The following is a 20,790-nucleotide window of genomic DNA, read 5'->3' as shown; positions in this document are numbered from 1 at the left end:
TCAGGAGCGGGAAGGGGGCGGGGCGTCGCCAACCGGCGTGGCAGGGTGGTCGACGTGGGTGGCCAGGGCGGATGGGACGGCCTGGGCGGGGGCCGCACAGGCCGGCAGGCGGGCGGCGGCCGCGCGCAGCGCACGCCACGCCCGGCGCTCGTCGGCGCGCAGTGCGCCGTGCGGGCGCGGCCCAAGCCCCGGCCCCGGCCCCGGCGCGTAACGCAGCTGCTCCAGCGTCAGCAGCGCCTGGGCCACCGCCTCAGCGGCCGGCCCGTCATGCCGCGCGCGCACGGCCGCCGCCAGCTGCCGCAGCGGCTGGTGCGGCCGGGCGGCCACGCCGGCGCGCTGCAAGGCGTGCAGCACGGCGCCGTGCAGGCGCTGGCGCGGGTCCTGCCGGTGGCGGTCACGCCAGGCCCACAGGGCGCCCACGCTGGCGGCGCCGGCCAGCAGCAGCACCAGCGCGCGCGCCAGATCGGCCGTGTCGGGCTGTGGCACGCCCAGGTGCTGCAGCAGGTCGAACTGCCGCGTGCGCGACCAGCCCATCACCCACAGTGTCCAGCGGTTGTCCAGGTTCTCCCAGGCGCGGCGCAGGCGGTCGGCCAGCGCCGGGTTCATCGTGCGCAGCGCGCCGGCCACCAGGCCCGGGCGGGGCGGCAGCGCGCGGCTGGCACGCACGCGCTCGGGGGCCACGGCGGCGGTGGGGTCGGCGCGCAGCCAGCCCGAGCCGGCCTGCCAGTACTCGGCCCAAGCGTGGGCATGGCTCTGGCGCACGATGCGCCAGCCGTCGGCATCGGGCGGTTCGGCGCCCTGGTAGCCGGTGACCACGCGCGCCGGCACGCCCATGGCCCGCATCACGGTGACGAAGGCGGTGGCGTAGTGCTCGCAGAAGCCTTCCTTGCCGTCGAACCAGAATTCGTCGATGGCGTCGCGGCCATAGGGCGGCGGCGCCAGCGTGTAGGCGTAGCCGCCCTGGCGCACCTGGGCCATCACCGCGGTGGCCAGCGTGCGCGGGTCGGCGCCGGCCAGCTGCTCGCGCACGCCGCGCGCCCAGGCCAGCACACGCGGGTTGTAGCCCTCGGGCAAGCGGCGCAGCGCGTCGAGCTCGGCCCCGTCGATGGCCAGGCCGTGCTGGAAGCGGGTGTGGGCTTCGGCGCGCAGGCGCAGGCGCTCGGTCACCAGCCGGTCGGTGCGCCACTGCAGGTCGGTGCCCTGCCAGACCGTCCAGTCGGGCAGCACCGGGGCGCTGCCGGCGCGCTGCGGCGTGGCCTCCAGCAGCGGCAGCAGTGGCAGGCGGATGGGCTCGAGCACCAGTTCATAGCCCAGCGGCGGGCCGCTGACCTGCAGGTCGGGCATGCGCTGCGGGTTGCGCGTGGTGGCGAACACCGAGGCGCTCCATTCCAGCCCGTCGAAGCGCGAGAGCACCGGGCCGCGGAAGTACAGGTCATCGGCCCGCAGCGCCGGCGCCTGGCCACCCGGCGCATCGAAGCGCACGCGAAAGGCGATGCTGTCGTCGTTGGCCAGCTCGGACACGCCGCCCAGGCGCAGCGAGCCCGACAGCCCGGTGCGGCCCACGCTGTCGTGCGGCAGGCCCCACAGCGGGCCCAGGCGCGGGAACAGGACGAACACCACGGCCATGACCGGCAGGCCCAGCAGCGCCGAGCGTAGCGCCACCCGGCCGGCGCGCGCCAGCGGCGGCCGGCCTACCGGCATGTGGGCCAGCACCAGCGCGGTCAGCAGGCCCCAGGTGGCCACCAGCATGGCCAGTGCCGTGAGCAGCGACTGCGAGTACAGCGCGTTCGTCAGCACCAGGAAGAAGCCGAGGAAGAACAGCACCATCGCGTCGCGCCGCGCGCGCAGCTCCAGCGTCTTGAGTGCCAGCAGCACCACCAGCAGCGTGACCCCGGCCTCGCGCCCGAGCAGCGTGCGCTCGGTCAGCAGCGTGAGCGCCACCGCCACGCCCAGCACCACCACCACGGTCCAGCGGCCCGGCAGGCTGGCGCCGCGCAGCGCGATCTGTGCCCGCCACAGCAGCACCAGCGCGGTGAGCGCGCCGCACCACAGCGGCAGGTGGCCCAGGTGCGGCAGCGTGATCCAGCCGATCAGCAGCAGCTGGAACAGCGTGTCGCGCGTGTCACGCGGCCACTGGCGCCAGGGCTGCCAGCGCCCCGGGCGCAGCGGTGCGGTGGCGTCGGCCGGGGTGGGCGTGGGGGCGCTCATCGGCCAGCCTCGCCGGGGTGCGGCCCGCCGCCGGCCGGGCCCGGCTGCCACAGCGCCAGGGCCTGCAGGGCGCTGCGGCGCTGCGCGTCGCCGGCGGCCCGTGGCAACTCGCGGCCGGGCAGGCGCAAGGCGTAGGGCAGGCCCTGGTGCTCGGCGGCCAGCACCCAGGCGGCCAGGCGCGACAGCCGGGCCTCGGGATCGCTGGTGGCCAGGCCGGTGGCCGCGCCGCCGCTGCCGCAGCGCTGCCAGTCGAGCACCAGTGCGCGGCTGGCGCTGCCGCGCATGTCGCGGCTGACCAGTGCGCCGCTGTGGGCCACCTTCTTCCACACCACCTGGCGCAGCGTGTCGCCGCGGCGCCAGGGGCGCACGCCGTCGAACTCGCCCCCGCCGGCATGGGCCGGCACGGGCAGGGCGCCTTCGCCGGCCGGCTCGCCCGCGGGCAGCGGCGGGGCGGGCTGCTCGGGCGCGGGGTAGACCAGCAGTTCGGCGGCCGGCCGCCAGACGCTCCAGGCGCGGAACAGGCCCAGCGGAAAGTGCGTCTCGATGCGCAGCGTGGGCAGTGCGTGGCGGCCGCGCCGTGGCGCGGTCATCTGCAGCCGCGCGATGCTGCTGCCCAGCGCCGGCACGTCGCAATGCGCCAGGCCCCGCGCACCGTCGCGCAGCGCGGTCAGTGCGCTGCCGTACAGCCCCAGGCCCACGCCATGGCGCTCGTGGCCGGGGTTGTCGATGACGATCTCGAGTGTGGCCGGCTCGCCGGCGAACACCGGCTGCGGCGGACGCAGGTGCAGCACCAGGCGGCGCAGGTTGCCGTGGGTCTGGTGCATGGACACCAGGGCCGCGCCGGCCAGCAGGAACGTGAGCGCATAGCCCAGGTTGAGCTGGTAGTTGATCGAGGCCAGCAGCATCACCAGCAGCGTGAGCGCGAAGCCCCAGCCAGCGCGCGTGGGCAGGATGTAGAGGTTGCGCTGGGTCAGCTGCCAGCTGTCACGGCGCGGCAGGCGGTTCTCGAGCCAGTGGCGAAACCGGCCGCGCAGCGTCATGGGATGCCGACGGCCTCGATCATCGCCCGCACCTGCTCCACGCGGCCGCGGCCGGCGCTGTGCAGCGGCACCAGGCGGTGCGCGGCGGTCTGCGGCAGGATGGCCTGAATGTCGTCGGGCGCGGCGTAGTCGCGCTGCGCCAGCAGCGCACGGGCGCGCGCGGCACGCAGGATGGCGATGCCCGCGCGCGGGCTCAGGCCTTCCACGAACCACTGGCCCGAGCGCGTGGCGGCGATCAGCGCCTGCAGGTAATCGAGCAGCGCATCCGACACATGCACGCGGCCCACCGCGGCCTGCGCGGCCTGCAACTGCGCCGCGTCCATCACCGGCGCCAGGCGTTCCACCAGGTGGCGGCGGTCCTCGCCGGCCAGCAGCGCGCGCTCGCTGGCGCGGTCGGGGTAGCCCAGGCTGATGCACATCAGGAAGCGGTCGAGCTGGCTCTCGGGCAGCGGGTAGGTGCCGAGCTGGTCGCTGGGGTTCTGCGTGGCGATGACGAAGAAGGGCGCCGGCAGCGGCCGGGTCTCGTTCTCCACCGTGACCTGGTGCTCCTCCATGGCCTCGAGCAGCGCGCTCTGGGTCTTGGGGCCGGCGCGGTTGATCTCGTCGGCCAGCAGCACCTGAGTGAAGACCGGGCCTTGATGGAAGGCAAAGGCATCGCGCTGGCGCTCGAACACACTGACCCCGATGAGGTCGGTGGGCATCAGATCGGCGGTGAACTGCACGCGGGCGAACTTCAGCCCCAGCGACACGGCCAGCGCATGCGCCAGCGTGGTCTTGCCCACGCCGGGCAGGTCTTCGATCAGCAGGTGTCCGCCGGCCAGCAGGCAGGCCAGGCAGTCGTCGATCTGTGCCCGCTTGCCCACGATCACCGTGCTAATCTGATCTGCAAGACGGGTGAGCTGCTGCGCAAGCATGGGTTCAGGCATGCGCGGCACCATACCGGAAAAACCGAGGAGCCATTTCATGTCCACCGCCTTCTACACCCATGCGGATTGCCGTCTGCACGACATGGGTGCGGGCCATCCGGAGTGCCCGCAGCGGCTCGACGCGATCAATGATCAACTGCTCGCCTCGGGCATCGACATGGCGCTCGACCACCGCGAGGCGCCGCTGGCCACGCTGGAGCAGATCGAGCGGGCGCACACCGCGCACTACGTGATGCAGCTGAAGGATTTCCTGGAGCAGATTCAGGCCAGCGGCGAGCCGCGCCACCTGGACCCCGACACCGTGGCCTGCCCCGGCACCTGGCGCGCGGCGCTGCGCTCGGCGGGCGCGGCCATCGCGGCCACCGAGGCCGTGGTGAAGGGCGATGTGGAGAACGCCTTCTGCTCGGTGCGCCCGCCCGGCCACCACGCCACGCGCGACGAGACGATGGGCTTCTGCTTCTTCAACAACGTGGCCATCGCGGCGCGCCATGCGCTGGACGTGCTGGGGCTGGAGCGGGTGGCGATCATCGACTTCGATGTGCACCACGGCAATGGCACGGAGGACATCATCGCCGGCGATGACCGCGTGCTGATGTGCAGCTTCTTCCAGCATCCGCTCTACCCCAACAGCGGCGCGGTGCCCAAGGGCGAGAACATGGTCAACGTGCCGATCCCGCCGTACACCCGCGGCATGGAGGTGCGCGAGATCATCGACGTGATGTGGATGCCGCGGCTGGAAGACTTCCGTCCGCAGATGATCTTCATCTCGGCCGGCTTCGATGCGCACCGCGAGGACGACCTGGGCCAGCTGGGCCTGGTGGAGGCCGACTACGAGTGGATCACGCGCCGGCTGAAGGACGTGGCCGACCGGCATGCGAAGGGCCGCATCGTCAGCGTGCTGGAGGGCGGCTATGTGCTGAGCGCGCTGGCGCGCAGCGTGGTGGCGCATGTGCGCGTCTTGGCCGACGTTTGATGCTGTCTGCTTGCTGCAGGTGATCGCTGTGCGGTCACCTGCACGAGGCCGAGGCCACCGGGCGGCCGGCTGACTCCGTGTCCTCCGGGCCTGCGGCCCTCCCCCTCTTACCTACGTCAGCCAGCCGCCCGGCGTCCTCGGCCCGAGGCACCGCGCTTGGCGGCGATCGCTTGCGACGGCTTGCGTGCTCGGGTGGCTTTGGTTGCCTGGGGCTTGGCCTGGGCTGCCAGCGCCAGGTACTCCTGGAAACTGTCGCGCAGGTACAGCGCGAACTGCTCGGGGTCGGGCATCAGTTCGCGGCAGGAGGTGGGCGAGATCACCACGCGGCCGTCGTAGCGCGTCACCGCGAAGGCCAGGCCCAGGCCGTCGGTGATGGGCACGATGGCCGAGGTGTAGGTCATGCGCGCGCCGCACAGGTATTGCGGCTGCGCCGGGGCCGGGATGTGGGTGATGGTGCAGTGCGCCGGTGGCGCGCGGCGGCCCAGTTGGGCGCCGGCGCGCTGGGCCAGGCGGCGGCTCCAGGCCAGCATCGTGGCCGAGGCCTGCTCGCCGGCCTCGCGCCACTCGCGGCTGCCCAGCGCCTGGGCCACGGCATCGGGCGCGGCATGGCGCTGGTCGCGGATGGCGGCCAGCCGTTCGATCGGGTCGGCCAGGTCGGTGTGCAGGGCCAGGTGGCGCCAGGTCGGGCCGTCGTCGACGTGGCCGTCGGCATCGTGGCCGGCCGGGGAGATGGCGCTCAGGCCGTGGCCCTCGGGCAGTTCGCCATGGTGGTCGAGGTAGCGGCGCAGCGCGCCGCCGCAGACGGCCAGCACCGCGTCGTCCAGCGTGGCGCCGGGCACCAGGCCGCGCACGCTGTCGAACTCGGCATCGGTGAAGCGGCGGGTCTCGAACACGCGGTGCGGCGACACCACCGAGTTGAAGCGCGTGGGCGCCAGGTGCTCGGGGCGCAGCAGCATCTCGCGCGCCAGCGCGGCCGCGGCCGGTGCCACATGGCTGGCCACGCGCCACAGCGGGCGCGCCAGGCGCAGCGGCGCGCTGGCCGACTGCACGGCGCCACGCGCTACCAGGGCCAGCCGGCCGGGCGGGCTGTCGGCGAACCAGGGCTCGGGCGGGCCGCTGTCGGCGGCGGTGGCGTCGGTGTCGTGCAGCAGCGCGGTCAGCGCGCTCACGGCGCCCAGGTCGATCGCCGCCAGGTGGGTCTTGAGCAGCAGCGCGAAGCTGCCCACCGGCAGATCCAGGAAGCTGTCCAGGCCCTCGATGACGTAGAGCTCCCACAACGGGCGGTCGAGGTCGAGCGCGCGTGCGTGGATGCGCGAGGCCTGGATGCAGAACTGGCGCCAGTCGCCCGGCTTGGGCAGGGCGATGTGGCGCACGTGGTATTCGAGGTCGAAGTTCTCGTCGTCGACCCAATACGGATGGTCCAGCCCCAGCGGCACGCGCTGCAGGCGTTGGCGGAACAGCGGTGCGCGGTGCAGCCGCCGTTCCAGATGCGCCAGGATCTGCTTGAAGCGCACCACGCCGCCGGGCGCGGTGCTCTGGTCGTAGATGTGCAGCAGGCTGACGTTGGCGTTCGAATGCGCCGTGTCGGCGTACAGGTAACCGGCGTCGTGCCCGCTGAGCTGGCGCATCGTGGCGGCCTTCAGGCGATCAGGCCGCGGCGGCCTCGGTGGCCGGGGCGGCGCTCACCACCGGGGCGGCGGCCGGGCGGCGGGCGGCGCGCGGCTTGGCCGGGGCCTTGGCGACAGTCTTGGGGGCGGCAGGCTGGGCCACGGCCTTCACGGCGCGGCGCACCGGCTTGGCGGCGGCCTTCACCACCTCGGCCAGCGGGGTGGCGGGCTTGGCGGCTGCAGCGCGGCGGGCGGGCGCCTTGGCCGGGGCCTTGGTGGCGGCTTTCGGCGCGGCCTTGGCGGCCTTGGCCGTCTTGGCACGGGCGGCCTTGGGGCCGGCGGCGCTGCGGGCCAGCTTGCCGGCGCCATCGGCCAGGCGCTCGGTCAGCGCCAGCGCGGCCTGCGCGCCGGGCAGCGTGATGCGGGCGGCGGTGTCCAGGCCGCTGGCCAGCACGCGGTTGTCCACGCCTTCGGCGAGTTGGGCCACGCGCTTGACCTGGGCGGTGACGCCCTTGGCGGCCACGCTGATGGCCTGCTCGGTGCGGTCGCTGAGCAGGTCGATGCCCTGGTCGGCCATGCGGCCGGCGCGGCTGCTGGTCTGGCCCAGGGCCGAGGCCAGGCGCGGCGCGTAGGGCTGGGTGCGGGCCACGGTGGGGGCGGCCACGCGTTGCTGGATCACGGCCACCAGGCGATGACCGCCGGCGCGGTAGGCGCCCACGGTGGCTTCGGCGGCCTGGGTGGCGGTGGCCACGGTTTGCAGGGTGACGGCGCGCAGAGTCTGACGGCTCATGATGTCCTCGCTGGGTAGTTTGACAAGATCTGGTGGGGCCCGGGACCGGGTGACTGCCGATGGCGATCACCCCGCGAGCCCGTGACCGCACTGTCGCCCCGCGGGCCTAGGGGGCGAAACCCAAAACCCGCCGCGCGGCCTAGGGTGTGCACTCCAGTCGAGACGCCGATGGCCGGCACTGCCGCGCGCCCTCGCGCCGGGTGGGCGGGCCGGCCCGCACGGTCCGCGGGTCTTGACCGCGCTCAAGGGCGGGCGGGGCGCTGCGGTGCAGCATGCCGGCATGAGCGATGCCACCGCAGTTGCCGCCGCCCCGGCGCCGCCGGACCCGGCCGCCGCCGGGGCGCCGGTGGTGTTCCGCGCCCGTGGCCTGGGCAAGACTTACCAGGCCGGCGACGTGCCGGTGCTGGCGCTGCGCGATGTGGACCTGGACATCCGCCGCGGCGAGTTCCTGGTGCTGCTGGGCCCGTCGGGCAGCGGCAAGAGCACGCTGCTGAACATCGTGGGCGGGCTGGAGGTGGCCTCGGCCGGCACGCTGTTCTACGAGGACCACGAACTCACCCGCGCCGACGACGCCGAACTCACCCGCTACCGCCGCGAGCATGTGGGCTTCGTGTTCCAGTTCTACAACCTGATCCCCAGCCTCACCACCTGGGAGAACGTGGCGCTGGTCACCGACATCGTGGCCGACCCGATGCCCATCGACGAGGCCCTGGCCCAGGTGGACCTGCTGCCGCGGCGCGACCACTTTCCGGCGCAACTCTCGGGCGGTGAACAGCAGCGCGTGGCGATTGCCCGTGCCATCGTCAAGCGCCCGCAGGTGCTGCTGTGCGACGAGCCCACCGGCGCACTCGACTACGCCACCGGCAAGCGCGTGCTCGAAACCATTGCCCGCGTCAACGCCACCCTGGGCACCACCACGGTGGTGATCACGCACAACGCCGCCATCGCGCAGATGGCCGACCGCGTGGTGCACCTGGGCGACGGCCGCATCCAGCGCATCGAGGTGAATGCGCACAAGGTCGACCCGTCGGCCCTGAGTTGGTAGGCCGGCCATGAAGGCGCTGGACAGAAAGCTGCTGCGCGACCTGCGCCTGATGTGGAGCCAGGCGCTGACCATCGCGCTGGTGGTGGCCAGCGGCATCGGCGGCTTTCTGACCAGCCTGTCCGCCGTGGATTCGCTGGATGCCGCGCGCGAGGCCTATTACGCCCAGGGCCGGTTTGCCGAGGCCTTTGCCACCGTCAAGCGCGCGCCGCTGGCGCTGGCCGAGCGGCTGCGCTCCGTGCCTGGCGTGGCCGATGTGCAGACCACCATCGAGCAGGTGGTGCGCATCACCGTGCCCGGCAGCAGCGATCCGGTGCTGGGCCAGCTGATCGGCGTGGACCGGCGCAACCCGCCGCGCTTGAACCTCGTCACCGTGGTGGCGGGCCGTGGCCTGCAAGCTTCAAGCACCGATGGCGCCGTGATCGAGGCCCTGGTCAGCCAGGGCTTCGCCCAGGCCCGTGGCCTGCAGCCCGGCGCCACGGTGCAGGCGCTGGTGAACGGCCGGCTGCGCACGCTGCGCATCGCGGGCTGGGCGCTGTCGCCCGAGTTCATCTTCGCCGGCCTGTTCGGCATGCCCGACCAGCGCGGCTTCGGCGTGTTCTGGGTCGACCACGATGCGCTGGCCGCCGCCTACGACATGGACGGCGCCTTCAACCGCGCGGCCGTGCGCCTGGCGCCGGCCGGCGCGCGCACGGTGAGCGAGCGCGCGGTGCTGGACGGCATGAGCGCGCTGCTGGCACCCTATGGCGGCAGCGAGCCACTGGGCCGCGAACACCAGATCTCGCACGCCATGCTGGACAACGAGATCAACGAGCAGCGCGTGCTGGGTACGGTGCTGCCCAGCATCTTTCTGGCGGTGGCGGCCTTTCTGCTGAATGTGGTGGTCAGCCGCCTGGTCAGCACCCAGCGCGAGCAGATCGCCGCGCTCAAGGCGCTGGGCTACCCGAACGCCGCGATCGCCCGGCACTACCTGCAGCTGGTGGGCCTGATCGCGCTGGTGGGGCTGGTGCTGGGCGTGGCGCTGGGCGACTGGCTGGGCGGCCAGCTGATGGGCCTGTATGGCGAGGTGTTCCACTTTCCCGCCATGGTGCACATGGTGGACCCGGCCCTGGTGCTGCTGGCCGGCGGCATCACGCTGGCCACCGCGGTGGCGGGCACGCTCAGCGCCATCCTGGCCACGGTGCGGCTGACGCCGGCCGAGGCCATGCGGCCGCCGTCGCCCGGCCACTTCAAGCCCACGCTGGCCGAGCGCGCGGGCTTCACGCGCATGACGCCGGCGCTGCGCATGATCCTGCGCAACATGGAGCGCAAGCCGCTGCGCACGGGCCTGGGCATCGTGGGCGTGGCGGCGGCCGTGGCCATCGTGGTGATGGGCAACTTCTTCCGCGACGCCATCGGCCTGATCGTCGACACCGAGTTCACGCTGAAGATGCGCAGCGACGTGTCGGTGTGGCTCACCGAGCCGGCCGACGACCGCATGGCGCTGCAGCTGGCGCGCCTGCCCGGCGTGCTGGCGGTGGAGAGCACACGCTTCGTCGAGGGCACGCTGGTCTCGGGCCACCGGCGTGAGCGCATCCTGGTGCGCGGTATGCCGGAAGTGCCCGATCTCTACCGCATCGTCGACGTGGACGGCCAGGCGGCCTTGCCATCGGCCAACGGCCTGCTGCTCACCGACCGCCTGGCCGACAAGCTGGGCGTGCGCGTGGGCGATGTGGTGCAGCTCACGCTGCCCACCGGCCGGCGCCGCGTGCTGCAGCTGCCGGTGGACGGCCTGGTGCGCGAGATGATGGGCCTGAACGCCTACATACGCCGCGATGCGCTGAACCGTGCCTTGGGCGATGGCGACCTGTCCAGCGGCTTCGTCATCAGCCTGGAGCGCGGACGCGAGGCCGAGTTCCTGGCCGCCACGCAGAAGGTGCCGGCCGTCAGCGGCGCCTTCAGCAAGGCCACGATGCTGCGCAACATGCAGGAGATCACCGCGCGCAACATCCGCATCATGAGCAGCGTGCTCACGCTGTTCGCCAGCGTCATCGCGGTGGGCGTGGTCTACAACAACGCCCGCATTGCGCTGGCCGAGCGGGCGTGGGAGCTGGCCAGCCTGCGCGTGCTGGGCTTCACCCGCGGCGAGGTCACGGCCCTGCTGCTGGGCGAGATGGCGCTGCAGATCGCCGTGGCGCTGCCGCTGGGCATGCTGCTGGGCCGTGGCCTGGTGGGGCTGACCGCGCAGCTGCTCAAGAGCGACCAGTTCTTCTTCCCGGTGGTCATCTCGCCGGCCACTTATGCCATGGCCGCGCTGGCCGTGGTGGGCGCGGCGCTGGCCAGTGCCGCCGTGGTGCGGCGGCGCATCCACCGCATCGACATGGTCTCGGCGCTGAAGACGCGGGACTGACTCTCGGACACGCCTTGCCATGAAACGCAACACCCGCATCACGATCGCCGTCGCCGGCGCCATCACGCTGGCCCTGCTGGCCTGGGCCTTTGCGCCGCGCCCGCTGGCGGTGGAGGTGGCCACGGTGGCCAAGGGGCGCTACGAGCAGGCCGTGGTCGAGGACGGCCGCACGCGGCTGCGCGACCGCTACGCCGTCACCGCGCCGCTGGCCGGCCGGCTGGCGCGCATCGCGCTGCGCGAGGGCGATGCGGTCAGCGTCGGCCAGGTGCTGGCCGAAATCACACCGCAGCCCGCGCCCATGCTCGACGCACGCACCCGCGCCGAGTTGCAGGCGCGCGAGGCCAGCGCCCGCGCCGGCGTGCAGCGCGCCATCGCCGGCGTGGGCCAGCAGAAGGTGGCGCTGGCCCAGGCCAGGACGGATCTGGCGCGCAGCGAGCAGCTGGCGCAGCAGGGCTTCGTGGCGCCCACCAAGCTCGACAGCGACCGCCTGGCCGTGCAGGCCGCGCAGCAGGCCCTGGCCGCCGCCGAGCAGGCCCAGCATGTGGCCGAGCACGAGGTGCAGCAGGCGCGCGCCGCCTTGCTGGCCAGCGCACCGGCCGGCACGGCGGGCGGCCAGCCCTTTGCCGTGCGCGCCCCGGTGGCCGGCCGGGTGCTGAAGATCCACCAGGTCAGCGAGAACACCGTGGCACCGGGCACCGTGCTGCTGGAGCTGGGCGACACCGCGCGGCTCGAGATCGTGGCCGAGCTGCTGACCACCGAGGCGCTGGCGCTGACATCCGGCGCGCCGGTGCGCATCGACCGCTGGGGCGGTGCGGGCGAGCTGCAGGCGCGGGTGCGCCAGGTCGAGCCGGCGGGCTTCACCAAGGTCTCGGCGCTGGGTGTGGAGGAGCAGCGCGTCAACGTGCTGATCGACCTGACGAGCCCGCCCGAACAGTGGCGCGCACTGGGCGACGGCTACCGCGTGGGCGTGCGCGTGCTGACGCAGCAGCGCGACGGCGTGCTGATGGTGCCGGTGAGCGCGGTGTTCCCGGTGCCGGGCCAGGCCGCGGTGAACGGCCAGGCGGCGGTGTTCGCGCTGGTTGATGGCCACGCCCGGCTGAAGAACATCACCCTCGGTGGCCGCAACGGCCAGCAGGCCTGGGTGAGCAGCGGCCTGGCCGAGGGCGAGACGGTGATCGTCTACCCGCCGGCCGCGGTGGCCGATGGCGTGCGGGTGAAGGCGAGGGCGGTGCCTACGCTGTCGGCAGGAGGCTGACCGCCGCTGACGCTGCGACTGCGCGCTAGCATGCCGGCCATCATGCGATTCGAAGGCACCCTCACGCGCTGGGACGACGCGCGCGGCTTCGGCTATCTGGAATCGACCCAGGGCGGTGAGCCCATCTGGGTGCACATCCGGGCGATCAGCGGACTCGACGGCCGGCCCAGGCTGGGTCAGCGCTTCAGTTTCGAGGTGGAGCCCGGGCAGCAGGGCAAGAAGCGCGCGGCGCGGGTGACGCCGCTGCGGTCATCGGCGCCGCCCCCGCGTGCGCGGCGCTCCGAGGCCGCGGCCTTCGGCACGGCCAGTCTGTTCGTGCTGCCGGCCTTCGTGGTCCTGGCCCTGGCCGTGGCCTATGTCTGGCGGCCTCCGTTCTGGCTGGGCTGGCTGTACTTGGGGGCCAGTCTCGCGGCCTTCGCCAGCTATGCGGTGGACAAGTCGGCGGCCGAGCGTCAGGCCTGGCGGGTGCGCGAGAGCACGCTGCACGGTCTGTCGCTGATCGGCGGCTGGCCCGGCGCGCTGCTGGCCCAGCAACTGCTCAGGCACAAGACGGTGAAGCGGGAATTCCGGACCATGTTCTGGCTGACGGTGGCGCTCAATGTGACGGCCTTCGTGGCCGGCAGCGTCTGGCTGGCCCGGCAGAACGCCGGCTGAAACGACGCATTCAGACCGGCAGGGCGTCGTGGGTGAGCAGCTTGTAGGCCATGCCCGGCAGGCCGGCGGGCTGGAACGGGCGCCACTGGCCTTCGGGCAGGGCCAGGCGGTCGGCCACCACGCACATCACCATGGCGTTGAAGCCCAGGCCGGTGTGGCTGCCGGCCACGCGGATGTTCTCCACCTGGGTGTCGGGGCCGTCCACCGTGGCTTCCTGTGGCGGCACCACGCCATCGCTGATCGAGTACAGCGCGCTGATCGGCACCGGCGGCAGCTGGTGCTCGCGCAGACGCTTGGCGCGCGGCTGCATCACGTGCACCTCGGGGCCCATCGGGTGGGCGATCATGCGGTACAGCGCCTTGACCAGCGGCGGCGAGCGGCTGCCTTCGGGGTCGACACTGATCGGGCTGCCCAGCGTGATGACCTGGCGCACGCACTCGCTGGCCTGCAGCGCGCCGTACATCGAGAACACGCCGCCCAGGCTCCAGCCCACCAGGCTGACCTTTCGGCCGGTCTTGTGGTGCAGGTAGCGGATCTTCTTTTCCAGCGCCTCGGCATGGCGGCGCTGGAAGCCGATGTTGCGACCCAGGCCCCAGGTCTGCACGTCGTAGCCGCGGCCACGCAGAAACAGCTTCAGCGCCACCAGCGTGCCCTCGTCGGCCATGAAGCCGGGCAACAGCAGCACCGGGTGGCCGTCGCCCGGCTGGGCCGTGGCCAGCAGCGGCCAGGCCATCGGCAACATGGCCATCTCCAGCAGCGCACGCCACTCGATCAGCGAGTGCCAGGTGTGCGGTGCGCCGCGGTGCGGATGTCGGGTGGCCATCGGTGGACAGGATGACGATACGGTGACCGGCATTGTCCGCCCCGTCCTGGGGCGTTCTTCGGGAGAGACGTCTAGAGGAATCCCTGCATTTGTCAGATGAATGCGTCACCTCCGGGACAATGGGCCGATGCATGACACCCCGGCCGAAGCCTGGTTTGCCGCACGCGGCTGGACGCCCTTCGCGTTCCAGCGCGAGGTGTGGCAGGCCATGGCCGAGGGCCGCAGCGGCCTGCTGCATGCCACCACCGGCGCCGGCAAGACCTATGCGGTGGGCCTGGGGGCCGTGCTGCGAGGTCCTCGCGAGGCGGCGCAGGCCCCGCCGCTGGGATTGATGTGGATCACGCCGATGCGCGCGCTGGCGGCCGACACGCAGCGCGCGCTGGCCGCGCCGCTGGCCGATCTGGCGCCGGCCTGGACGCTGGGCCTGCGCAGCGGCGACACACCCGGCGCCGAACGTGCGCGGCAGGACCGGCGCCTGCCCACGGCCCTGGTGACCACGCCCGAATCGGCCACGCTGCTGCTCACCAAGGCCGATGCACGCCAGCTGCTGCGCGGCGTGCACACCGTGGTGGTGGACGAGTGGCACGAGATGGTGGGCAACAAGCGCGGCGTGCAGGTGCAGCTGCTGCTGGCCCGGCTGCAGGCCTGGAACCCGAAGCTGGTGGTCTGGGGCCTGTCGGCCACGCTGGGCAACCTGGAAGCGGCCATGGCCATGCTGCTGGGCACTAGGGCCCGCCGGCCGGCGCCGCGCCTGGTGCGCGGTCGCATCGACAAGACCCTGGTCATCGACACACTGCTGCCGACCCAGCCGGGGCGCTTCTCCTGGGGCGGGCACCTCGGTGCGCAAATGCAGCAGCCGGTGGCCGACGAGATCGCACGCACCGCGGCCGAGGGCGGCAGCACGCTGGTGTTCACCAATGTGCGCTCGCAGGCCGAGGCCTGGTACCAGCTGCTGCTCAGCGCACGCCCGGAGTGGGCGGGCGAGATCGCGCTGCACCACGGCTCGCTGGACAAGGCCGTGCGCGAATGGGTGGAGGCGGGCCTGAAGGCCGGCACGCTGAAGGCCGTGGTGGCCACCTCGTCGCTCGATCTGGGCGTGGACTTCCTGCCGGTGTCGCGCGTGCTGCAGATCGGCTCGGCCAAGGGCGTGGCACGTCTGCTGCAGCGCGCCGGCCGTTCGGGCCACCAGCCGGGCCGGCCCAGCCGCGTCACGCTGGTGCCCACCAATACGCTGGAGCTGATCGAGGCCGTGGCCGTGCGCCGCGCCGTGGCCGCCGGCCGCGTGGAGCCGCGCCAGGCGCCCGAGCAGCCGCTGGACGTGCTGGTGCAGCACCTGGTGACGGTGGCGCTTGGCGGCGGATTCGACGCCGATGCGCTGTACGACGAGCTGCGCCGCGCCTGGAGCTACCGCGCGCTGCCGCGCGAGGCCTTCCAGTGGGCGCTGGACTTCGTGGTGCGCGGCGGCGACTCGCTGGGCGCCTATCCCGAGTACCACCGCGTGGTGCTGCGCGACGGCGTCTACCGCGTGGAAGACCGCGGCATCGCGCTGCGCCACCGGCTGCAGGTGGGCACCATCGTCGGCGAGAGCTCGATGCTGGTGAAGTGGTTCTCGTCGGCCGGGATGGGTGGGACCCTGGGCCAGATCGAGGAAGGCTTCATCGCCCGGCTGAACAAGGGCGACTGCTTCGTCTTCGCCGGTCGCGTGCTGGAGTACGTGCGCACGCAGGACATGGTGGCCTTCGTGAAGAAGAGCAGCGGCAAGCGCGGCGTGGTGCCCAGCTGGCAGGGCGGCAAGATGCCGCTGAGCAGCGAGCTGGCCGATGCCACGCTGGCGGTGCTGGCGGGCTGTGCCGAGCCCGGCGCGCTGGACCGCGCCACCGACCCCGAACTGCAGGCCGCGCGGCCGATGCTGCAGGCCCAGGCGCGGCTGTCGCGCCTGCCCACGCCGGGCACGCTGCTGCTGGAGCAGTACCGCTCGCGCGAAGGCCATCACCTGTTCATCTACCCGTTTGCCGGGCGCTTCGTGCACCTGGGCCTGGCCAGCCTGCTGGGCTGGCGGCTGGCGCGCGCGCGGCCCAACACCTTTTCGATCAGCATCAACGACTACGGCTTCGAGCTGCTGTCGGCCGATGCGGTCGACATCACCGGCCTGCTCGACCACAGCTTGCTGGCCGGCGACGAGGCCGATGATGCCCTGCTGCACGACGTGCTGGCCAGCCTGAACAGCAGCGAGCTGGCGCTGCGGCGCTTTCGCGAGATCGCCCGCGTGGCCGGCCTGGTGTTCACCGGCTACCCCGGCGCGCCCAAGAGCACGCGGCAGCTGCAGGCCTCGTCGGGCCTGTTCTACGAGGTGTTCCGCAAGTACGACCCCGGCAACCGCCTGCTCGGCCAGGCCGATGCCGAGGTGCTGGCGCAGGAGCTGGACATCGCCCACCTGGCCGCCAGCCTGGCGCGCATGCGCGCCCAGCGCATCGAGGCCGTGACGCTGGCCGCGCCCAGCCCGTTCGCGCTGGCGCTGATGGTCGAGCGCTTCCGCGAGCAGCTGTCCACCGAGAAGCTGGCCGACCGGCTGGCGCGCATGGTGGCCGAATCGGAAGCGGTGCTGGATGCAGCCGCGGTGTCTGCGCCAGCCTCCGGGCCCGCACCGCGCCGTCGGCGCCGAACTGGGCCGGCTTCGGCCGCCTGATCGGCGCATTGCCGCGCGCCGGCCGGGCCACCATGGCGCCTGGGTGGGCTCTGGTGCATGCCGGGGCTGCCCCGTCCATTCCAAACCCCGACGCCACGGCCCACTCCGATGAACCTGCTGCACCCGCTGCGACACGGCCAGCGCTTCGCCTTTGCGCTGGTGCTGGTGCTGGCCGTGGTGGGCGTGCTCACCGGCGTGTCGCTCAGCCGGGCGGCGCGCCTTGGCCAGGAGCTCGAGCGCCTGGAGGAGGTGGCCCTGCCGGCCACCCGCATGGTGCATGACCTGGCCCTGCTGGCCGACGAGGCACGCGGCCTCGAGGCCTTGCTGCTGCTGCTGGACGACGAACGCGAGCGCCGCGACGTGGAGGCGCGGCTGATGCAGCAGCGCGGCCGCATCGCCGAGCGCCTGGCCAGCCAGGTGGCGCGCCTGCGCGACGCCTCCGACCGCCAGCTGCTGGCCGACGTGAACACCGCGCTCGGCGCCTGGTGGACCGTGCAGGACCAGGTGCTGGGCGCCGCCCGTGCCTCGGCCTCCGATGCCGGGCAGGCCAGCCGTGCCCGCCACCTGCTGTCCGGCGAATCCCAGGCCGCATACCGCAAGCTGCTGGACACGCTGGAACGCTGGTGGCGCCACCACGACGACCTGGCGCAGTGGTCGGTGAAGAAGGCCCGTCGCGAGGTGGGCCTGTTCCTGCTGCCGATGCTGGGCGGCCTGCTGTTCGTGTCGCTGGCCGGGGTGTTCCTGGCGCTGGCCCAGCGTGCGCAGCTGGGTGCGCCGGCCACGCCGCCTGCACCGGCACGGGCCAGCCGGGCAGGTCAGGCGGGTGAGGATTCGCCGGGCGACGCTGCGCGCACCGGGCCCGACACGGCGGACCGGCCGGCCGAGCCGGCGCAGGCGGCCCAGGCCCTGCTGGACGACATTGCGCGCCAGAGCGCCGTGCCGGCCGGCGAGCGTGCACCCGCCGCCACCCCGGCGGCGGCCTCGCCGCCCGCGGCACCGGGCTCCGCGCAGCGGGTGTAGCCCCCGGGCGGGCTTACAGTGCGGCATCTCCGCACTGTCGCGTTCGCCGCCCACCATGTTGTCCGCCACCGGCCTGCCGCAGGACACCGCCGGCCTGCTGAAGCTGGCCGCGCAATCGATGTTCGACCTCTATGCCCAGACCGTGCAGGGCATGATGGTGGTCGACCGCGAGCACCGCATCGTGTGGATCAGCGAGGGCTACAAGCGCTTCCTGCCGGCGCTGGGCTTCACCGGCGAGCACGAGTTCGTCGGCCAGCGCATCGAGGCCGTGGTGCCCAACACGCTGCTGGGCCAGGTCATCGAGACCGGCCGCCCGATCATGGTCGATCTGCTGACCAACCATGCCGGCACCTTCCTGGTCAGCCGCGTGCCGCTGCGCGATGCGGCGGGCACCGTGATCGGCGCACTCGGCATGGTGCTGATGGACCACCCCGAGAGCACCATGCAGCCGCTGATGGCCAAGTTCGTGCGCATCCAGCATGAGCTGGAGAGCGCGCAGCGCGAGCTGGCCGCCGAGCAGTCGCGCCAGCGCCGCAGCAAGTACACCATCGCCGCCTACATCGGCGCCAGCCCGGCGGCGCTGGAGGTCAAGCGCCAGGCGCGGCGCGTGGCCGGCACCGAGAGCACCGTGCTGCTGCTGGGCGAGACCGGCACCGGCAAGGAGCTGTTGGCGCATGCCATCCACGCGGCTTCAGCGCGCGCCGCTGCGCCCTTCGTCGGCGTGAACATCGCCGCCGTGCCCGACAGCCTGCTGGAAGCCGAGTTCTTCGGCGTGGCGCCGGGCGCCTACACCGGGGCCGACCGCAAGGGCCGCGACGGCAAGTTCAAGCTGGCCGATGGCGGCACGCTGTTCCTCGACGAGATCGGCGACATGCCGCTGGCGCTGCAGGCCAAGCTGCTGCGCGCGCTGCAGGAGCAGGAGGTGGAGCCGCTGGGCAGCAACCGCGTGCACAAGGTGAATGTGCGCGTCATCGCCGCCACCAGCCGCGACCTGGGCCGCATGGTGGCCGACGGGCGTTTTCGCGCCGACCTGTACTACCGCCTGCATGTGCTGCCGATCCGCCTGCCGGCGCTGCGCGAGCGCATGGCCGACCTGGAACCGCTGGCCGACAGCCTGCTCGACGACATCGCCCGCCGCTCGGGCCTGGCGCACCGCAGCCTGTCGGCCGATGCGCTCGACCGCCTGGCCGCCCATGCCTGGCCCGGCAACATCCGCGAGCTGCGCAACGTGCTGGAGCAGGCCGCGCTGATGACCGACGAGCCGGTGCTGCACCGTGCCGACATCGACCGCGCACTCGGTTCGGCCGTCGGCGCCGTGCCGCAGGCGGCGGCCGGTGTGGCCGAGCCGTCGATCACGCTGGCGCATGCCGCGCGCGCGCCGGCCGCCCGGCCTGCGCTGCCGCCGGCGGCGCTGACGCCCGAGCGGGCACCGGATCCGATGCCGCCACGGATGTCGGATCACCGGCGCGAACCTGCTGTCGAGCCAGGACCCGACGCTGCCGCGGCCATCGTGCCGCTGCCGCAGGCCATCGCCGCGCTGGAGGCGCGGGCGATTCGCGAGGCCCTGGCCGCCACCGGTGGCAACAAGCTGGCCGCCGCGCGCCTGCTGGGCATCGCCCGCGCCACGCTGTACGAGAAGCTGGCGGCGCTGGCACCGGACAGCGCCTTGCAGGACAAGTGAGCGGTCAAGCCGCCGGCCGGGGATACTGCGCCGATGCACATGAACCTGAGCGACGTGGTATGGGCGCTGGGCCAGGCCCTGCAACTGCTGGCCGCCGCACCCTGGGCTTGGCTGGGCCTGGTGCTGGCCTACCTGCTGGTGGTGGAGAGCCTGATGTTCGTGCCACGCGTGGGCTTCGTGCTCAAGCTGTGGGCGGCCAGTCTGGGCCAGGCGCCGGTGCTGGCCATCGCGGCGCTGCTGGCGGCCGGGCCGGCGGCCAGTGGCCTTGCCATGTGGCAGGCCGGCACCCAGGCGCTGGCCCAGCCGCCGGCCTCGCAGGCGGCGCTGGCGCTGGGGCCGCTGCTGGCCTTCGCGGCGGGCCTGGTGCTGCTGTGGCGGCGGGCCGGCACGGTGCCGTTGCGCTTCTTCTTCGGCAACGTGCTGCGCGACGCGCCGCCGGCGAAGCACGACTTCCTGGCCTTCAAGCTGGTGATGCACGGCGCGGGCCTGCCCTTCGTCTTCGTGCCGGCGGCGGTGGTGCTGGCCGGGCGGCCCGGTTGGGATGGCCTGTGGCACGGCCTGACGCTGGCCTGGGCCCATCCGTGGGCGCTGGGCGTGCTGGGCCTGGCGGGCGTGATGTTCGAGCGCCTGAGTGCGCGGCTGGCCACGCGCCTGCCCAGGCCCTGGAGCGGGTTGGCTCTGGTGCCGCTGCTGCTCGGCTTCGTGGGCCTGTCGTTCGCCTGGCTGTACGCGCTGTCGGCGCTGGCGGTGGCGCGATGAGCGCGCCGGTCTGGCGCACCCTGGCGCCTGGCGCCACCGTGGCCGTCGTGGCCCCGGCCGGGCCGGCGCTGCCCGAGCGCGTGGCCGCCGTGCCGGCGCTGCTGCAGGCCCAGGGCTGGCAGGCGCGCCTCTACCCCGGCTGCCATACCCGGCAGGGCTTTCTGGCCGGGCCGGACGCGCTGCGCGTGGCCGACCTGATGGACGCCTTCGCCGATCCGCAGGTGGATGCCGTGTGGTGCCTGCGCGGCGGCTATGGCAGCGGCCGCCTGCTGCCGGCCATCGACGTCGACCGGCTGGCGCGCCATCCCAAGCTGCTGATCGGCTACAGCGACATCACGGCGCTGCACCTGCTGCTCGACCGGCTGGGCTGGCCGGCGCTGCATGCGCCGATGCCGGCGTCCGACCTGCTGCTGCCCGGCCGCGAGGCCGATGCGCAGGCGCTGTTCACGCTGCTGCGCGACGGCCTGCGTGCCGGCGACCGGCTGGCGCCGCCGCTGCTGCCGGATGCCTGGTGCCTGCCCGGCGTGGCCAGCGGGCGATTGCTGGGTGGCAACCTCAGCCTGCTGGCGGCGCTGTGCGGCACGCGCTGGCAGCCGCAGGCCCAGGGGGCCCTGCTGTTCATCGAGGAGGTGGGCGAGCCGGCCTACCGCATCGACCGCTGCCTGCTGCAGCTGCGCCTGGCCGGCGTGCTGGACGCGGCGGCGGGCTTCGTGCTGGGCAGCTTCACCGAGGGCGAAGCCGCGGCCGAGAACGAGGCCGTGCTGCGCGACCACCTGGGCAGCCTGGGCAAGCCGGTGCTGGCGGGCTGGCCCAGCGGCCACGGCACGCCCCACCAGCCGCTGCCGTTGGGCGTGCAGGCCCGGCTGGATGCCGGCGCGGGCCACCTGACGCTGCTGCAGGACATGCTGCGGCCGGCCTGAGCGACCTGGGCGGCCTG

General features: G+C 73.4%; 16 protein-coding genes. 10 read left to right on the top strand and 6 right to left on the bottom strand.

Features of this window, described 5'->3' with window-relative positions:
- The 3 genes from AACH10_RS02775 to AACH10_RS02765 are packed head-to-tail and all read right to left on the bottom strand — an operon-like array spanning nt 1 to nt 4,174.
- A complete protein-coding gene (locus AACH10_RS02775; RefSeq protein ID WP_341408824.1) occupies nt 1-2,208 on the bottom strand; it encodes a transglutaminase TgpA family protein in 2,208 nt (735 codons plus the stop codon).
- The gene (locus tag AACH10_RS02770) at nt 2,205-3,248 is read right to left on the bottom strand and encodes a DUF58 domain-containing protein (protein ID WP_341408823.1); all 1,044 of its coding nucleotides are present in this window, start codon (nt 3,246-3,248) and stop codon (nt 2,205-2,207) included. Before AACH10_RS02770 ends, AACH10_RS02775 begins: the two co-directional genes overlap by 4 nt.
- Entirely contained in the window at nt 3,245-4,174 is a 930-nt protein-coding gene (locus AACH10_RS02765; RefSeq protein ID WP_423228548.1) for an AAA family ATPase, read from the bottom strand. Before AACH10_RS02765 ends, AACH10_RS02770 begins: the two co-directional genes overlap by 4 nt.
- Nucleotides 4,175-4,211: 37 nt before the next feature.
- On the opposite strand from AACH10_RS02765, the gene AACH10_RS02760 reads away from it, so the two are divergent.
- Complete coding sequence (locus AACH10_RS02760) at nt 4,212-5,147, top strand: histone deacetylase family protein (RefSeq protein ID WP_341408822.1); 936 nt, start codon at nt 4,212-4,214, stop codon at nt 5,145-5,147.
- A gap of 116 nt (nt 5,148-5,263) precedes the next feature.
- Here AACH10_RS02760 and AACH10_RS02755 read toward each other — a convergent pair whose 3' ends face one another.
- Both AACH10_RS02755 and AACH10_RS02750 read right to left on the bottom strand, forming a co-directional pair.
- Complete coding sequence (locus AACH10_RS02755) at nt 5,264-6,775, bottom strand: wax ester/triacylglycerol synthase domain-containing protein (protein WP_341408821.1); 1,512 nt, start codon at nt 6,773-6,775, stop codon at nt 5,264-5,266.
- A 19-nt stretch (nt 6,776-6,794) separates the two neighbouring features.
- Nucleotides 6,795-7,544: a hypothetical protein gene (locus tag AACH10_RS02750; RefSeq protein WP_341408820.1), complete on the bottom strand. Its 750-nt coding sequence runs from the start codon at nt 7,542-7,544 to the stop codon at nt 6,795-6,797.
- Nucleotides 7,545-7,824: 280 nt separating this feature from the next.
- On the opposite strand from AACH10_RS02750, the gene AACH10_RS02745 reads away from it, so the two are divergent.
- From AACH10_RS02745 to AACH10_RS02730, 4 genes are read left to right on the top strand one after another with little or no spacing between them, the layout of a single operon-like run.
- A complete protein-coding gene (locus AACH10_RS02745; RefSeq protein ID WP_341408819.1) occupies nt 7,825-8,589 on the top strand; it encodes an ABC transporter ATP-binding protein in 765 nt (254 codons plus the stop codon).
- Between the two features lie 7 nt (nt 8,590-8,596).
- Complete coding sequence (locus AACH10_RS02740) at nt 8,597-10,975, top strand: ABC transporter permease (protein ID WP_341408818.1); 2,379 nt, start codon at nt 8,597-8,599, stop codon at nt 10,973-10,975.
- 19 nt (nt 10,976-10,994) lie between these two features.
- The gene (locus AACH10_RS02735) at nt 10,995-12,230 is read left to right on the top strand and encodes an efflux RND transporter periplasmic adaptor subunit (protein WP_341408817.1); all 1,236 of its coding nucleotides are present in this window, start codon (nt 10,995-10,997) and stop codon (nt 12,228-12,230) included.
- 42 nt (nt 12,231-12,272) lie between these two features.
- Entirely contained in the window at nt 12,273-12,884 is a 612-nt protein-coding gene (locus AACH10_RS02730) for a DUF1294 domain-containing protein (RefSeq protein WP_341408816.1), read from the top strand.
- A 10-nt stretch (nt 12,885-12,894) separates the two neighbouring features.
- Here the strand turns inward: AACH10_RS02730 and AACH10_RS02725 are convergent, their stop codons facing one another.
- The gene (locus AACH10_RS02725; protein ID WP_341408815.1) at nt 12,895-13,707 is read right to left on the bottom strand and encodes an esterase/lipase family protein; all 813 of its coding nucleotides are present in this window, start codon (nt 13,705-13,707) and stop codon (nt 12,895-12,897) included.
- 127 nt (nt 13,708-13,834) lie between these two features.
- On the opposite strand from AACH10_RS02725, the gene AACH10_RS02720 reads away from it, so the two are divergent.
- From AACH10_RS02720 to AACH10_RS02700, 5 genes are all read left to right on the top strand, one after another.
- Entirely contained in the window at nt 13,835-16,393 is a 2,559-nt protein-coding gene (locus tag AACH10_RS02720) for a ligase-associated DNA damage response DEXH box helicase (RefSeq protein ID WP_341408814.1), read from the top strand.
- Between the two features lie 108 nt (nt 16,394-16,501).
- Entirely contained in the window at nt 16,502-17,413 is a 912-nt protein-coding gene (locus tag AACH10_RS02715) for an MCP four helix bundle domain-containing protein (RefSeq protein WP_341408813.1), read from the top strand.
- Nucleotides 17,414-17,468: 55 nt separating this feature from the next.
- The gene (locus AACH10_RS02710) at nt 17,469-19,094 is read left to right on the top strand and encodes a sigma-54 interaction domain-containing protein (RefSeq protein WP_341408812.1); all 1,626 of its coding nucleotides are present in this window, start codon (nt 17,469-17,471) and stop codon (nt 19,092-19,094) included.
- A gap of 33 nt (nt 19,095-19,127) precedes the next feature.
- Nucleotides 19,128-19,853 carry a hypothetical protein gene (locus AACH10_RS02705; protein ID WP_341408811.1) on the top strand — a complete coding sequence of 242 codons (726 nt, stop codon included), beginning with the start codon at nt 19,128-19,130 and terminating at the stop codon, nt 19,851-19,853.
- Entirely contained in the window at nt 19,850-20,773 is a 924-nt protein-coding gene (locus tag AACH10_RS02700) for a S66 peptidase family protein (RefSeq protein ID WP_341408810.1), read from the top strand. Before AACH10_RS02705 ends, AACH10_RS02700 begins: the two co-directional genes overlap by 4 nt.
- The last annotated feature ends 17 nt before the right edge of the window (nt 20,774-20,790 follow it).

Origin of the sequence: Pseudaquabacterium inlustre (assembly GCF_038066595.1) — a bacterium.
GTDB lineage: Bacteria > Pseudomonadota > Gammaproteobacteria > Burkholderiales > Burkholderiaceae_C > Pseudaquabacterium > Pseudaquabacterium inlustre.
This window is presented reverse-complemented; position numbering and strand designations above follow the sequence as displayed.